At 66.4% G+C, this 14,125-nt stretch carries 14 protein-coding genes and 1 pseudogene; 7 read left to right on the top strand and 8 right to left on the bottom strand.

The genetic code is table 11. The features are described 5' to 3' along the window. Positions 1-14 precede the first annotated feature (14 nt). On the top strand, positions 15-968 hold the full coding sequence (locus tag AC07O0_RS20340) for a polyprenyl synthetase family protein (protein ID WP_494625511.1): 954 nt from the start codon (positions 15-17) through the stop codon (positions 966-968). A 4-nt stretch (positions 969-972) separates the two neighbouring features. Here the strand turns inward: AC07O0_RS20340 and AC07O0_RS20335 are convergent, their stop codons facing one another. The 3 genes from AC07O0_RS20335 to AC07O0_RS20325 all read right to left on the bottom strand — a co-directional run bounded on the left by AC07O0_RS20335 (position 973) and on the right by AC07O0_RS20325 (position 5,010). Continuing rightward, positions 973-2,958: a potassium transporter Kup gene (locus AC07O0_RS20335; protein WP_494625510.1), complete on the bottom strand. Its 1,986-nt coding sequence runs from the start codon at positions 2,956-2,958 to the stop codon at positions 973-975. A gap of 161 nt (positions 2,959-3,119) precedes the next feature. After that, entirely contained in the window at positions 3,120-4,397 is a 1,278-nt protein-coding gene (gene ispG / locus AC07O0_RS20330) for a flavodoxin-dependent (E)-4-hydroxy-3-methylbut-2-enyl-diphosphate synthase (RefSeq protein ID WP_494625509.1), read from the bottom strand. Between the two features lie 67 nt (positions 4,398-4,464). Continuing rightward, positions 4,465-5,010: a transcriptional repressor gene (locus AC07O0_RS20325; protein WP_494625508.1), complete on the bottom strand. Its 546-nt coding sequence runs from the start codon at positions 5,008-5,010 to the stop codon at positions 4,465-4,467. A gap of 117 nt (positions 5,011-5,127) precedes the next feature. Here AC07O0_RS20325 and AC07O0_RS20320 point away from each other — a divergent pair, with 117 nt between their 5' ends. The 3 genes from AC07O0_RS20320 to AC07O0_RS20310 all read left to right on the top strand — a co-directional run bounded on the left by AC07O0_RS20320 (position 5,128) and on the right by AC07O0_RS20310 (position 8,199). After that, positions 5,128-5,913, top strand: a complete 786-nt coding sequence (locus tag AC07O0_RS20320) for a 3-hydroxybutyrate dehydrogenase (RefSeq protein WP_494625507.1) — start codon at positions 5,128-5,130, stop codon at positions 5,911-5,913. Beyond that, positions 5,910-6,977 carry a patatin-like phospholipase family protein gene (locus AC07O0_RS20315; protein ID WP_494625506.1) on the top strand — a complete coding sequence of 356 codons (1,068 nt, stop codon included), beginning with the start codon at positions 5,910-5,912 and terminating at the stop codon, positions 6,975-6,977. The genes AC07O0_RS20320 and AC07O0_RS20315 overlap by 4 nt, the downstream gene beginning before the upstream one ends. Positions 6,978-7,116: 139 nt before the next feature. After that, entirely contained in the window at positions 7,117-8,199 is a 1,083-nt protein-coding gene (locus AC07O0_RS20310) for a serine hydrolase domain-containing protein (RefSeq protein WP_494625505.1), read from the top strand. A 92-nt stretch (positions 8,200-8,291) separates the two neighbouring features. On the opposite strand, the pseudogene AC07O0_RS20305 reads toward AC07O0_RS20310, so the two are convergent. Further along, positions 8,292-8,378: pseudogene (locus AC07O0_RS20305) on the bottom strand (methyltransferase); the annotation flags it as partial. A gap of 179 nt (positions 8,379-8,557) precedes the next feature. Here AC07O0_RS20305 and AC07O0_RS20300 point away from each other — a divergent pair. Next, positions 8,558-8,773, top strand: coding sequence for a DUF1059 domain-containing protein (locus AC07O0_RS20300; RefSeq protein ID WP_494625504.1), 216 nt, complete (start codon positions 8,558-8,560; stop codon positions 8,771-8,773). 17 nt (positions 8,774-8,790) lie between these two features. Here the strand turns inward: AC07O0_RS20300 and AC07O0_RS20295 are convergent, their stop codons facing one another. Together AC07O0_RS20295 and AC07O0_RS20290 are read right to left on the bottom strand one after the other, a co-directional pair. Next, complete coding sequence (locus AC07O0_RS20295) at positions 8,791-9,462, bottom strand: class I SAM-dependent methyltransferase (RefSeq protein WP_494625503.1); 672 nt, start codon at positions 9,460-9,462, stop codon at positions 8,791-8,793. Further along, a complete protein-coding gene (locus tag AC07O0_RS20290; protein ID WP_494625502.1) occupies positions 9,459-10,613 on the bottom strand; it encodes a glycosyltransferase family 4 protein in 1,155 nt (384 codons plus the stop codon). Before AC07O0_RS20290 ends, AC07O0_RS20295 begins: the two co-directional genes overlap by 4 nt. Positions 10,614-10,755: 142 nt before the next feature. Between AC07O0_RS20290 and AC07O0_RS20285 the strand changes: the two genes are divergently transcribed. After that, entirely contained in the window at positions 10,756-12,180 is a 1,425-nt protein-coding gene (locus tag AC07O0_RS20285; RefSeq protein ID WP_494625501.1) for a M20 family metallopeptidase, read from the top strand. Positions 12,181-12,233: 53 nt separating this feature from the next. Here AC07O0_RS20285 and AC07O0_RS20280 read toward each other — a convergent pair whose 3' ends face one another. Then, positions 12,234-12,890 (bottom strand): DUF8737 domain-containing protein, encoded by a 657-nt coding sequence (locus tag AC07O0_RS20280; RefSeq protein ID WP_494625500.1) that lies wholly within the window; start codon positions 12,888-12,890, stop codon positions 12,234-12,236. Positions 12,891-13,078: 188 nt separating this feature from the next. After that, positions 13,079-13,393, bottom strand: a complete 315-nt coding sequence (locus AC07O0_RS20275; RefSeq protein ID WP_494625499.1) for a hypothetical protein — start codon at positions 13,391-13,393, stop codon at positions 13,079-13,081. A gap of 200 nt (positions 13,394-13,593) precedes the next feature. On the opposite strand from AC07O0_RS20275, the gene AC07O0_RS20270 reads away from it, so the two are divergent. Continuing rightward, positions 13,594-14,121 (top strand): hypothetical protein, encoded by a 528-nt coding sequence (locus tag AC07O0_RS20270; protein WP_494625498.1) that lies wholly within the window; start codon positions 13,594-13,596, stop codon positions 14,119-14,121. Positions 14,122-14,125 lie beyond the last annotated feature (4 nt).

Here is a 14,125-nt window from a genome sequence, read left to right as displayed (position 1 = left end):
CGCGAGAAATGATGATGAGTTCCGTGGAACGGACTGCCCCCGCCGCGGCTCTGGCCAGCGCCCTGTCGGAAACCGCATCGGCAATCGAGATCCTGCTGGAAACGCTGCTGCAGGACGAAGCCGTGACCGGCGAAATCCATCGCCCCGACCGCCTGCTCGCGGCGATGCGCCATGGCGCGCTCGGTGGCGGCAAGCGCCTTCGCCCTTTCCTCGTCGTCGAGACAGCGAAGCTCTTCGGCGTCCCCATGACGCATGCATTGCGCGCCGGCGCCGCTGTCGAGCTCGCGCATTGCTATTCCCTTGTCCACGACGACCTGCCGGCCATGGACGACGACGACACCCGCCGCGGCCGCCCGACCGTGCACAAGGCCTTCGACGAGGCTACCGCGATCCTGGCCGGCGACGGCCTGCTGACGCTCGCCTTCGACGTGATCGCCGATCAAAGAACGCATCCGGACGGTGAGACGCGCGCCGCGATCATCCTCCTGCTCGCCCGTTCGCTCGGGCTCGGCGGCATGGTCGGCGGCCAGATGCTCGATCTTGCCGCCGAAGGGCGCTTCGCTGGCGACGGCGTCCCCAGCAGGCTCTGCGAGGCCGAGATCCGGCGGCTGCAGGCGATGAAGACCGGCGCGCTGCTCGCCGGCAGCGTCCTGATCGGCGCCCGCCTCGGCCAGGCCGATGCAACGCAGATGGCGGCATTGGAGCGCTACGGAAAGGCGCTGGGCGCCGCCTTCCAGGTCGCCGACGATATCCTCGACATCGAGGCGAGTCCCGAGCAGATGGGCAAGGCGACGGCGAAGGACGATGCCAAGGGCAAGGCGACGCTGGTCACGGCGCTCGGGCTCGACGCGGCCAAGCACGAGCGCGACCGGCTCAGCCAGGAGGCGATCGCGGCGCTCGACACGTTCGGCTCGGAGGCAGCGATGCTGCGCGCGGCGGCCGAGTTCACCGCCCAGCGCAAGAGTTGATGCTTCAGACCGTCACTTGCGTACCAACCTCGACGACGCGGCCGGTCGGGATCTGGAAGAAGTTGGTGGCGTCGGTCGCGCTCTTGGTCAGGCCGATATAGAGATTGTCCTGCCAGACCGGCATGCCCGATTGTGGCGAGGCCTTGATCGAGCGGCGCGACAGGAAGAACGAGGTCGACATGATGTCGAACTTGAAGCCCTGCTTGCGCAGGATCGCCAGCCCCTTCGGCACGTTCGGGCTCTCCATGTAGCCGTAGACCATCTCGACGCGCCAGAAATCGTCGGTGATTCGGGAGAGCCTGACGCGCTCGCTCTCGGCGACGCGAGGGGTGTCGGCCGAGCGCACGGTCAGGATCACGTTGCGCTCGTGCAGCACCTTGTTGTGCTTGAGATTGTGCAGCAGCGAGGCGGGGGCCGTCTCCGGGTCGCTGGTCAGGAACACCGCCATACCCTTGACGCGATAAGGCGGGCTCTTGGTCAGCATGCCGACCAGTTCGAGCAGTGGCACGTCGGTCTTGCGGGTCTTGTCGAACAGGATCTTGGTGCCGCGCACCCAGGTCCACATCAACAGGACCAGCGCGGCTGCGAACAGCACCGGCACATAACCGCCGCTGAGCAGCTTCAACAGATTCGCCGAGAAGAAGGCGACGTCGATGATCAGGAAGGGCAGCACGACTGCGGTCGTCGCCAGCAGGCCCCAGCGCCAGCCCTTCCAGATCACGATGAAGGCGAGCAGCGAGTCGACCATCATCGCGCCGAACACCGAGATGCCATAGGCATGCGACAGGTTCGACGAGGTCTTGAAGGTCCAGACCAGCAGCAGCACCGTGAACAGCAGCAGCACGTTGATGCGCGGGATGTAGATCTGCCCCGAAGTGTGCTCGGAGGTGTGGCGGATCTCAAGGCGCGGCAAGAGGCCGAGCTGGATCGCCTGCCGGGTCAGCGAATAGGCGCCGGTGATCACCGCCTGGCTGGCGATGATGGTAGCCAGGGTCGCCATGATCACCAGCGGCAGGATCAGCGCCGGCGGCGCCAACTTGTAGAACGGGTTGTCGATCGCGGTCGGGTCGGACAGGATCAGCGCGCCCTGGCCGAGATAATTGAGCCAGAGCGCCGGAAAGACCAGGTAGATCCAGGCGCTGCGGATCGGCCCGCGGCCGAAATGGCCCATATCGGCATAGAGCGCCTCGGCCCCGGTCACTGCCAGGCAGACGCTGCCGAGCACGGCGAGCGACAGTCCGGGATGGTCGATGAAGAAGCGCACGCCCCAATAGGGATTGATCGAGGCGAAAACGCCGAGATCGTCCGAGATGTGATAGATGCCAAGGCCGGCCAGGGTCAAAAACCAGATCGTCATGATCGGGCCGAAGAAGTTGGCGACCTTGCCGGTGCCGCGGCTCTGCACCAGGAAAAGGGCGATCAGGATCACCGAGGCGATGGTGATGACGTAGTCGTTGAGCACCGGCGTCACCAGCTTCAGGCCCTCGACCGCCGAGAGCACCGAAATCGCCGGCGTGATCACGGCGTCGCCATAGAACAGCGCCGCACCCGCCATGCCGAGGAAGAGCACGATGCCGCCGCGGGTGCGGCCGAGCGCGCGCTGCGCCAGCGCAACCAGTGTCAGCGTGCCGCCTTCGCCATTGTTGTCGGCGCGCAGCAGCAGCACGACATATTTCAGCGTCACCACGACGACGAGCGACCATAGGATCAGCGAGAGCACGCCGATCACCGCCTCGCGCGGCAAGGGTCCCGCCAGCGTGACCGCGGCGCCGCCACCATGTCCGCCGGACGCAGCGCCGGTCGCGGCCAGGATCGTCTCGCGCAGCGCATAGAGCGGGCTGGTGCCGATATCGCCGTAGACGACGCCGAGCGCGCCCAGGGCCAATGCGGCATAGCTTTGCGTTGAGTGGCCGTTGCCGGTCGGCTCGTCGAGCCCGAAGCGATCCCCATCCAGCTTGGAGGCCGGCGGGTGCTGCTGGTCATGACCCATCAGGGCGCTCCGCGGGTGCTGCAATGCAGCGAAAGGCCGGGGCCTCTAGCACGGCATGTCTTTCAGGCAAAGACGCTAGAGCATGTTCCACGGAGGCGGGAGCCACTTTCGTCGGGCTCGCGCCGTAAATCGCTTCAAACGATTGAATAGCAGCGCGCGCCTTATTCCGCCGCAGCGGCCCGGGCGCCATAGCGCCGCTCGACGTAATCCTCGACCATGGTCTTGAACTCGGCCGCGATCGCCGGCCCGCGCAAGGTCGCGACCTTCTTGCCGTCGACGAAGACGGGCGCGGTCGGCGCTTCGCCCGTCCCCGGCAACGAGATGCCGATATCGGCATGCTTGGACTCGCCGGGGCCGTTGACGATGCAGCCCATCACCGCGACGTTGAGCGCCTCGATGCCGGGGTAGCGCGTCTTCCACTCCGGCATGGAGGTCGAGATCCAGCTCTGGATATCCATCGCCAGTTCCTGGAACACCGTCGAGGTCGTCCGCCCGCAGCCCGGGCACGCCGCGACCAGCGGCACGAAGGCCCTGAAGCCCATGGTCTGCAGCAGTTCCTGCGAGGCTTTCACCTCGAGCGTGCGGTCGCCGCCGGGCTCCGGCGTCAGCGAGAAGCGGATCGTGTCGCCGATCCCGTCCTGCAGCAGCACGCCGAGCGCCGCCGAGGAAGCAACGAGGCCCTTCGAGCCCATGCCGGCCTCGGTCAGGCCGAGATGGATGGCATAGTCGCCGCGCTCCGCCAGCATGCGGTAGACCGCGATCAGGTCCTGCACGCCCGAGACCTTGGCCGAGAGGATGATCTTGTCCTTGTGAAGCCCGATCTCCTCGGCACGCTCGGCCGAGAGCAGCGCCGATTGCACCATCGCCTCGCGCATCACCGCCCGCGCATCGAGCGGCTTCGGGGCGGCGGCGTTGATGTCCATCAGCGAGGTCAGCAATTCCTGGTCGAGCGAGCCCCAGTTCGCGCCGATCCGCACGCTCTTGCCGTGCTTGATCGCAAGCTCGACGATCTGGCTGAACTGCCGGTCCTTCTTGTCCTTGAAGCCGACATTGCCGGGATTGATCCGGTACTTCGCCAGTGCCTGCGCACAGGCCGGATGGTCGGTCAGCAGCTTATGGCCGATATAGTGGAAATCACCGACCAGCGGCACGTCGATGCCGAGGATGTCGAGCCGCTCGCGGATATGCGGCACGGCCGCCGCAGCCTCGTCGCGGTCAACAGTGATGCGCACCAGCTCCGAGCCCGCGCGCGCCAACGCCGCGACCTGCCCGACCGTCGCCGGAATGTCGGCAGTGTCGGTATTGGTCATCGACTGCACCACGATCGGAGCGCCGCCACCGACCTGCACATGGCCGACCATGACCGGCACGGTGCGCTTGCGCGGCGCCGGTGCGGCATCAGGCCCCTCGGGCAGGCAGGTCAGCGGCTGGTCGCTCATGGAATGGTCCGGATCCTTGGCCGGCAGCGGCTCGTCGCGGCTGCACTGCGCCCTTGCTCGGTGATCGTCAAGCCGCGGCAGCGTCGCGGCAATGCTCGCAGCGGCCGACGATCTCGACCACCTGATAGGAGGTCTGGAAGCGCCTTCCCTCGGCCATGCCCCTGATCGCCAGGCGCATAGCTGGCGATGAATCCTCGTCGACGCCGCCACAGATCTCACAGATCAGGAAGGCGACCGCCTCGTTGGCGCCATGGCCATGCGGGCAGGCGATGAAGGCGTTGCGCGAGCTCAGGCGATGCACGAAGCCCTGCTCGACCAGGAAGTCGAGCGCCCGGTAGATCGAGATCGGCGCGAGCCTGCGCCCGCCCGGCGGCGAGATCCGGTCGGCCAGATCATAGGCGCCGACGGGCTTGTGATCGGCATAGAGCGCCTCCAGCGCCTTGCGCCGGATCGGCGTCAACCGCAGGCCGCGCTCGCGGCAGACCTTCTCCGCTCTCGCCAGGCCGGTGGCGGCATGACGCGAATGATCGTGCGCGTGCTGACAGAGACCATGCTCATGATCATGTGCGTGATCGTGGTGGTGGGCGTCGCTTGCAGGCTGCATTTTCGTCATGTTGCGTTGCAATAGCACATCGGGCACCGTCCTGGTGACCGACGCTCCCTCGCTGGCGCAATGCCAGCCTCCGCCGGTAAGTTAAGCGTTCTCAGGCCAAATGTCAGGAGCCGCCCAATGTTCCTCAAAGATCGCACCGCCCTCGTCACCGGCTCCACCTCCGGCATCGGCCTCGCCTACGCCCGCGCACTCGCCGCCGAAGGCGCCAATGTCGTGATCAACGGCTTCGGTGAAGCGGACGCGATCGAGAAGGAGCGCGCCGGCATCGAAAAGGACTTCAAGGTCAAGGCGCGCTACTCCGCCGCCAACATGATGAAGCCCGACGAGATCGCCGCCATGGTCGCCGAGGCCGAGAAGGAGTTCGGTGCGATCGACATCCTCGTCAACAATGCCGGCATCCAGCATGTCGCGCCGGTCGACGAGTTCCCGATCGAGAAATGGGACCAGATCATCGCGATCAACCTGTCTTCGGCCTTCCACACCACCCGCGCCGCCTTGCCGAAGATGAAGGCGAAGGGCTGGGGCCGTATCATCAACACCGCCTCAGCTCACGCCTTCGTCGCCTCGCCGTTCAAATCAGCCTATGTTTCGGCCAAGCACGGCATCGCCGGCTTGACCAAGACGGTGGCGCTCGAGGTCGCGACCAACGGCATCACCGTCAACGCGATCGCTCCCGGCTATGTCTGGACGCCGCTGGTCGAGAAGCAGATCCCCGATACGATGAAGGCCCGCGGCCTCACCAAGGAGCAGGTCATCAACGACGTGCTGCTGCTGGCCCAGCCGACCAAGGAGTTCGTCACCGTCGAGCAGGTCGCGGCGCTCGCCGTCTTCCTCTGCACCGACGCGGCCAAGTCGATCACCGGCACCACCCTGCCGATGGATGGCGGCTGGACGGCCGCGTGACCGGCCGCAAGCAGCGCAAGGTCCCACAGGTCAAGGGCCTGGCGGGGCCGAAGGCCGAGAAATCGGTCAACCTCGCGCTCCAGGGCGGCGGCGCGCATGGCGCCTTCACCTGGGGCGTGCTCGACGCCATCCTCGCCGACGGCCGCATCGCCATCGAGGCGATCACCGGCGCCAGCGCCGGCGCGATGAACGCGGTGGTGCTGACCGAGGGCTGGCTCGACGGCGGCATCGACGGCGCCCGCACGGCGCTGGAGAATTTCTGGCGCCGGATCAGCGTCGACGGCAAATATGGCGGCTCGGAACGCTCGCTGCTCGACACCATGCTCGGCGCCTGGACGGACGGGCGCCCGCCGGGGCTGATCTGGTTCGAGCTCCTGTCGAAGGTCGCGAGCCCCTATGACGTCAACCCGCTCAACATCAATCCGCTACGCGGGGTCATTTCCGACCTGATCGACTTCGACAAGGTCCAGGGCTGCGCCGACGTGAATCTCTTCATCTCGGCGACCAATGTCCGCACCGGCAAGATCAAGATCTTCACCCGCCAGGAACTGACCGCCGACCATCTAATGGCCTCGGCCTGCCTGCCAATGCTGTTCCAGGCGGTCGAGATCGGCGGCGAACCCTATTGGGACGGCGGCTATATGGGCAATCCGCCGCTCTTCCCGCTATTCTATGAAGCCAGCGGCGACGACATCCTGCTCGTGCAGATCAACCCGCTCGAGCGCCGCGAACTGCCGACCAATGCCAGGGCAATCCAGGACCGGCTCAACGAGATCACCTTCAACGCCTCGCTCTTACGCGAACTGCGCGCCATCGACTTCGTCAACCGCCTGCTCGACGACGGCAAGCTCTCGACCGGCGACTACAAGCGCGTACTGATGCACCGCATCGATGGCGGCCTGCCGCTGGCGCAGCTGACCTCCTCCTCGCGCCTCAATTCCGAATGGAATTTCCTGCTCAGCCTGCGCGATCTCGGCCGCACGGCGGCGAAACGCTGGTTGAAGCGCAACTACGATGCGATCGGGACGCAGGGAACATTGGATTTGAAGGAGGCGATTTCGTAGGGGGCCGCAAGTCCGGGGATGTTGTTTCGCCCGCGATGCTGCAATTCTCCCGCGGGTGTCCGTTTGATATATGCCCGAGATGGGGGCGTTTCGGCCCGTGCCAGATCGTCGCCAGATCCTCTCAGGACTAGGAGCAGCCGTGGCTTCGCCGATCCTGCCAGCTTTGGGTCGGCAACGGCCCGCGGTCCCTCCTGATCAATTCGCTGCCGACGTGATCCGACGGCTCGATCAGGCACTCGCAGAACGCCGCGTGTGGAACATCCATGGCCTTCTTGTTCTCCAGGCTGGGGAACCGATCGTAGAGCGCTATTTCGAGGGTCAAGATCGCGCGAGAGGTGTTGGCGATCTCGGGGTCATCAAGTTTAAGCCGGAGACGCTCCACGACCTGCGATCCTGCTCGAAGAGCATCGTGGCTTTGCTCTATGGGATCGCCCTTCAGCAAGGGAAGGTGCCGGCGCCGGAAACGAGCCTGCTTTCCGGCTTCCCCGAATACCGCGATCTTGCCACCGATGAACGTTCGCGCCTGACCGTCCATCATGCGCTCTCGATGACCATGGCAACGGATTGGGACGAGAGCAGCTTCCCTTATGGCGATCCTCGCAACAGCGAAACCGCGATGGACGACGCTTCCGACCGTTATCGCTACATACTGGAGCGACCGCTCGTCGATACGCCCGGTGAACACTTGACCTATTGCGGCGGAGCGACCGCGTTGCTCGCCCGCTTGATCACAAAAGGCTCCGGTAAGTCGCTGCACGACTTCGCACGCGAGTTTCTTTTCGATCCGTTGGGCATGGGACCGACGCAATGGGCTGCCGGACCTGACGGTGAGCCGTTCGCTGCGTCAGGCGCCCGGATGTCGGTTCGCGACCTCTCACGGATCGGGACGCTGATGCTCTCCGCTGGAAAGCTCGGCAGCCGACAGATCGTTCCGGCGGAATGGATCGCGCGTTGCATCACGCCTGTAGTCAGTTCCGACGAGCTTCGCCGTTACGGCTATCAATGGTTTCTCCTCGATGTTGCCTTCGGCAAGCCGAAAGGATGGGCAGCCGGGCGCCTGGAGCGCATGTGGATGGCCCAGGGCGAAGGCGGCCAACGCCTGTTCATCATCCCTGCATTGCAGCTCGTCATCGCTTTGACGGCTGGAAACTACGGAACGGAAGATCAGTGGATTCCGCCGACGCGCGTGCTGCGAGAGATCGTTTTGGCGAGCGTTCCCTAGCATCCCTATGTCGAAACTTGGCGCGCTGCAGCCGCTCTCGCCAACGAACTGACGACGAAAGCTCCACCCTCTACCGCCCCTTCCACCACCAGCCGCCACACCGAGCTCTTCTTGATCTCGGCATCCTCCAGCGCCCGCACCTGATAGGTCGCGACCTGGTTGAGCCTGTCCCTGGGCAGACCGTTTTGGAAATGCATGATGAGCGAGCCCAACGGTCTATGGCGCAATAGACCGAATAGTCGCGCTTGCCGCCATTGTGGGGCTGCAATCGCTTTTGCGGCGGTCCGCGCCTGCGCGTATTGTGGGCCAAGCGGCCCTTCGATGAAGGGCACCTGATCTTCCATTCAGGGAGGATGCCATGGGACGCAAATTCATCGACTGCCGTGAATTCCCGAGCGAGATGAATTGCTCGATCGCGATCGGCGCCGATACCGAGGGCGAACTGCTGGAGGCGGCCGTCCAGCATGCCGTCAAGGTTCACGGGCATCAGGATACGCCCGAATTGCGGGATCTCCTCAGGACCGTCATCAAGGACGGCAATCCCCCGGAGAAAGCGCCGAGCCGGGCCGCCTGAGCGACAGTCTCCGCCGCCTACCGCCCCTCGCCCGCCAGCCGCCAGACCGAGCTCTTCTTGATCTCGGCATCCTCCAGCGCCCGCGTCACCGGCACCTGATAGGTCGCGACCTCGACGAGCCTGTCCTTGGGCAGATAGCTGCGGCCGGGATCGCCGATCAGCACGGTCGCGCCGCGCCGCGAGAGCCCTGAGAGCCAGTCGATCACCTGCGCCGCCAATTCGCGCTCATAGCAGATGTCGCCGGCGAGGATGACGTCCCAGCCCTGGTCGAGGCCAAGCAGATCGTCGAGCCGGGCTTCGATCAAGACGCCATTCGCCTCAGCATTGAGGCCGATCGCGGCCGCGGCGAAGGCATCGATGTCGGCCGCGATCACCTGCACCGCTCCAGCCTTCGCCGCAGCGATGGCGACGAGACCGGAGCCGCTGGCGAAATCGAGCACGCGCTTAGCCCGCACCGCCTCGGTGTGATCGAGGATATAACGCGCCAAGGCCTGCCCGCCGGCCCAGGCGAAGGCCCAGAACGGCGGCGGCAGGCCGATCGTCGCCAGTTCATCCTCGGTCTTCTGCCAGAGCTCGGTCGCCTCCTCGGCGACATGCAGCGAGATCTCCGGCGCATGCGGCACCGGCAGCAGCCGCGTATGGGCGCGGATGAAAGCGAGCCGGTCGAGCGCGGCGTCGACCGCGCTCACGCGACCGGATCCGCCTGGCGCTGGCCGAGCAGGGAGCGGTAGAGGCCCTTCACACCGTCCATGACGTCGCGCTCGGTATAGCCGGCGAGCAGCCGCTCGCGCGCACTCGTTCCCATGCGCTCGACCTGGCCGGGCGAGGCCGCGAGTGTCACCAGCGCCTGCGCCAGCGCGGCGATGTCGTTGGCCGGCACGACGAAGCCGTCCTGGCCGGTGCGGACGAAGGAGCGACAGCCCGGCACATCGGTCGTCAGCAGCGCCCGCCCGCAGGCGGCGCCTTCCAGCAAGGTGCGTGGCAGGCCCTCGCCGCCGCGCGAGGGCAGGCAGCAGACATGGTGCTTGCGCCAGACATCCTCGATATCGCGCGTCGGCCCGGCCCAGGTAATCCCCGGCCGTGCCGACCAGTCGCGCAGGGTCGCCTCCGGCACCGCCTTGGGATTGGAGGGGTCGGGCGCGCCGTGCAGGGTCAATTCGACGCGGGCGCCCTGCTTGCGCGCCAGGCTCACCGCCTCGACCGCGAGGTCGACGCCTTTCGACCAAAGCATGCGGGCGACGAGCGCAACCTTGAGCGGCGGCTGCGGCGGCATCGGCTCGGGCATCAGGATCAGCGGATCGACCCCGGCGCCGCCGACGATCGCGACCTTGCCGGCATCGGCCGGATCGAGCCCGAGCGTCAGCGGATCGTCGGGGTTTTCGAACAGGAAGCGGACGTGCGGCCCGTCGATCGCTTCACGCAGCCAAAGCTTGGTCGCCAGGCGCGCCGCATCGGCGAGCCCGCCCTCGCGCGCCCCGAGGAAGCCGAGCCCGGTCAGGGCATAAACCCGCCGCTCGACCCCGGCGAGGCGCCCGGCGAGACCGGCGAGCGCAATCGGCTTCAGCGCGATGCAATGCAGGATGTCCGGCTTCTCTCGCTCGATCAGGCGCTTCAGCGCCATGATCTGCTTGACGAGCGCCACCGGAGAGAGAGCGCGCCGCTCCGCCTCAAGCGCGATCAGACGCGCGCCTGTCGCCTCGATCGCCTTGCGATGATTGCGCTCCCTGGCGATCACGGCGACGTCGAGCCCCATCTCCGCCGCGGCGCGCGCCATCGGCAGGAAATGCGAGGCGAAGAACCAGTCTTCGGTGGCAACAAAAAGCAGCTTCTGGCGGGCCATGCCGCGCATCAGGCCGATGCCGCGCCGAAAAGCAAGCGCATAAGAAAGCCATGAGGCAGGGCCGCCATGCCCTGCAGTTGCTGGACGCATGATCGCGCGCTTGCGAAAAGGAGGCGAGGCTTCCTCTCTAGCGAGACAAGACATGGACAATCGCAACGACCTCTGGCGTCACGTCGACGCCAGCAAGCAGCGCTTCATCGAACTCAGCGACCGGGTCTGGGCCATTCCCGAGGTCTGCTACACCGAGAAGCGCTCGGTCGCCGAGCATGTCGCCGAACTCGAGCATCAGGGCTTCCGGATCACGCAGAATATCGCCGACATCCCGACCGCGGTGATCGGCGAGGCCGGCGAAGGCGGCCCGGTCATCGCCTTCCTCGGCGAATACGACGCGCTGCCGGGCCTCAGCCAGGAAGCCGGCGTCGCCGAGCATAGCGAGATCGAGACCGGCGGCCACGGCCATGGCTGCGGCCACAATCTGCTCGGCTCGGCCGCGCTGCTGGCTGCCACCGCGATGAAGAACTGGCTCGCCGAGAACAAGCTGCCCGGCCGCGTGCGCTATTATGGCTGCCCGGCCGAGGAAGGCGGCGCCGCCAAGGCCTTCATGGTCCGCGCCGGCGCCTTCAAGGATGCCGACATCGCGATCTCCTGGCATCCGAACAGCTTCTGGGAAGTGACGCCGCCGCTCTCGCTCGCCAACACCCGAGCCGATTTCGTCTTCACCGGCCGCGCCTCGCATGCCGCAGCCTCGCCCGAGCTCGGCCGCAGCGCGCTCGACGCCGTCGAGCTGATGAGCGTCGGTGTCAACTATATGCGCGAGCACATGCCGAGCGATGCGCGCGTGCACTATGCCCTGCTCGACACCGGCGGCATCGCCCCCAATGTCGTCCAGGCCCATGCCCGCGTACGCTATTCGATCCGCGCCCGCGACCTGCCGGGCATGCTCGAGCTGGTCGGCCGCGTCAAAAAGATCGCCGAGGGCGCAGCCCTGATGACCGAGACGACGATGGAGATGAAGATCGTCTCCGCCGTCTCCAACGTCGTCGGCAACGGCCCGCTGGAGCAGGCGCTGCAGGGCATCATGGAGGATCTCGGCCCGCCGCATTTCGACGACGCCGACAAGGAGTTCGCCAGGCAGATCCGCTCGACCCTGACGCAGAAGGACATCGACGCGATCTGGCGTTCGATCGGCCTGCCGAAGACCGATGCCGAGCTCGCCGATTTCACCGTGCCGCTCGACGCACCCCGCAATCCCGCGATCGGCTCGACCGATGTCGGCGACGTCAGCTGGGTCGTCCCGACGGTGCAGGCGCATGCGCCGACCGTCGCGATCGGCACGCCCTTCCACACCTGGCAGGTGGTGGCGCAGGGCAAGACCCCGGCTGCCCACAAGGCCATGGTCCAGGTGGCCAAGGCGATGGCGGCGACCGGCGCCGCCGTGCTGACCGACCCGGCGCTGATGGCCGCCGCCAAGGCCGACTTCCAGAAGCGCGTCGCCGCCGATGGCGGCTATGTCTCTCCGATCCCGGCCGAGGTGAAGCCGCCGCTGACCATGTCGACCGGCGGCTGATCCACGTTTCGAGATGAAGCAACGCCCGCCGGACTAACCGGCGGGCGTTCACGTCAGCGCTGCCATGCGCGCCAGATGTGCAGATGCAGCGCGATGAAGAGCGGTACGCCGAACAGGGGCAGCAGTGGAAATTCCGGTAAGGCCGGGTTCACGGCCAGCCAGGGCACGAGAACGGTCACCGCGAGCCGCATGACGTTGAGCAGGTCGAAAAGGCCCGCGAGATTCCACAGCCATAGATGAAGCGGCGACGGCCGGTCACCGCCGCGCATGCGCCAATAGAGAAACGCCGCCCAGAGTCCGACCGCGATGTCGCCGATCGCGGCAGGCTGCGCGAACGCAGCGGGCAGCCCGCCGGCGAACCACAGCAGCGCCAGCAAGAAGCCGAAAACGGCACGCCAGAGGAACAGCGCAAGCAGCGGGGGCAAGTTCGCGCGCCGGAAGAAGTCCCGCACCGCCGGAACCGCGTGCAGCGCAGCCGCAATCGCGATGCTCGACAGGATGACGGCAGGCTGCACCGCTGCATTGTCTTGCCGCAGCGCGACCAAGCCGGGCAAGGCGGCGAAAGCTGCGCTGATCGTGAACCAGATGGCGAGCAGAGCTGCGAGCCTGCCGCTGTGCACTCCGTTCGCCCGCATCAGCGCGAACCATGTGCTGATGCCGAACACCGGAATCAGAGACTGAATCGTCGCGGCAATGAACTGGGGCGTCATCGTCACTGCTCTCGATATACGTGCTTATGCATCATCGAGATGACATCGGCGAGCAACAAACCGCCAGAGGATTCGAGCGCTCAAACCGTCGATTTCGTACAGCGACGCGGAGCACACAACGAAAAAAGCCCGCCGGGCGAACCGGCGGGCCAGGATGTCGGGCCGGGGAGGAAGGCCCTGGGAGAAACTCAGTAGTAGGTGCGGCAAACGCGGCGGGTGCCGACGTATTCGCCGTAGTAGTTGACACGGTCGACGAGCTGGCAGCGGCGGACCGGAACGGGGGCATAGGCCGGCGCGTAGCCGTCATCGTAGTAGCCGTAGGCAGGGCCGCTGGCAGCGCCGGCTGCAAGGGCGCCGAGGGCGAGCGCGCCGACGACGCCGGCACCGATCGCAGCGCCACGATAATAGCGCGGGCGCGCCTCGGCATCGGAAGCGGCGAAAACGGAAGCGCCGATCGCAAGAGCGGCAAGGGCGGCGGCGAAGCTCTTCTTGGTACGGGTCATGTTCGTTCTCCGATTGGATAGCCGGGTGGCGAACGGTTCGCCATGCACGAGGCTTGTCGGCCGCAGGGCCGGAATCGCGCGGTTCGCATAAAAAATTTCCCAAGACGCCGTCGGGTTCCGTTTCTGCGCTTGCTCGCAACTCTTGCCGGCAGGTGCCGGATGTCGTCGGATCAACCCTGTCTCAACGGAGAAGGCCCGCCATGACGATCGCACGGCTAGCTCTGGCCACCAGCTTTGCGACCCTGCTCGCAGCCCCCCTGCACGCCGAGCAGTGGACGAGCAGCTATACGACTCATGACTACGCCAAATGCCGCAAGGACAAGGGCAATGGCGATCCGGTCGCGGTCCATCGTTGCCCGGGCAAGCCGGGCTTTACGGTGATCTGGACTGCTGGTGACGATTCATCCGCGGTCGAGTTCGGCGCCAGGGCGCTGCAGGAGGCGGTCTTGGACAAGGCCGCCTTCTTCGAGGTCGGCCGGACGATCGAATGGCGCGGACCGAAGGGCGCGCGGCCGCAGGCAGCGATCGTGCGCTACGCCACCGGTGCGAGCGTCGGCAAGCTCGACGGCAGCCGGCTCGTCGTCTACCGACTCACGCCAGATGGCCCGACCTGCATTCTCGGCAGCATCGACGCCCGCAAGCCGGAAGCCAATGCCGCCGCCCGCCGCCTCGCCGATGAGAAAGCAGCGGGCTTCCGCTGTGGCCAAGACGCCCGCTCGGAGGATTGAGAGC

The sequence above is a fragment of the Allobosea sp. GW821-FHT10B12 genome, from assembly GCF_059415545.1.
Note: the sequence above shows the minus strand (reverse complement) of the source record. Positions and strands in the feature narration are given on the sequence as shown.

Bases quoted from the DNA above. Each gene is read 5' to 3' on its own strand.
- AC07O0_RS20340 (WP_494625511.1), top strand. From the start codon at position 15: ATGAGTTCCGTGGAACGGACTGCCCCCGCCGCGGCTCTGGCCAGCGCC.
- AC07O0_RS20335 (WP_494625510.1), bottom strand. From the start codon at position 2,958: ATGGGTCATGACCAGCAGCACCCGCCGGCCTCCAAGCTGGATGGGGAT.
- ispG (WP_494625509.1), bottom strand. From the start codon at position 4,397: ATGAGCGACCAGCCGCTGACCTGCCTGCCCGAGGGGCCTGATGCCGCA.
- AC07O0_RS20325 (WP_494625508.1), bottom strand. From the start codon at position 5,010: ATGACGAAAATGCAGCCTGCAAGCGACGCCCACCACCACGATCACGCA.
- AC07O0_RS20320 (WP_494625507.1), top strand. From the start codon at position 5,128: ATGTTCCTCAAAGATCGCACCGCCCTCGTCACCGGCTCCACCTCCGGC.
- AC07O0_RS20300 (WP_494625504.1), top strand. From the start codon at position 8,558: ATGGGACGCAAATTCATCGACTGCCGTGAATTCCCGAGCGAGATGAAT.
- AC07O0_RS20290 (WP_494625502.1), bottom strand. From the start codon at position 10,613: ATGGCCCGCCAGAAGCTGCTTTTTGTTGCCACCGAAGACTGGTTCTTC.
- AC07O0_RS20285 (WP_494625501.1), top strand. From the start codon at position 10,756: ATGGACAATCGCAACGACCTCTGGCGTCACGTCGACGCCAGCAAGCAG.
- AC07O0_RS20280 (WP_494625500.1), bottom strand. From the start codon at position 12,890: ATGACGCCCCAGTTCATTGCCGCGACGATTCAGTCTCTGATTCCGGTG.
- AC07O0_RS20275 (WP_494625499.1), bottom strand. From the start codon at position 13,393: ATGACCCGTACCAAGAAGAGCTTCGCCGCCGCCCTTGCCGCTCTTGCG.
- AC07O0_RS20270 (WP_494625498.1), top strand. From the start codon at position 13,594: ATGACGATCGCACGGCTAGCTCTGGCCACCAGCTTTGCGACCCTGCTC.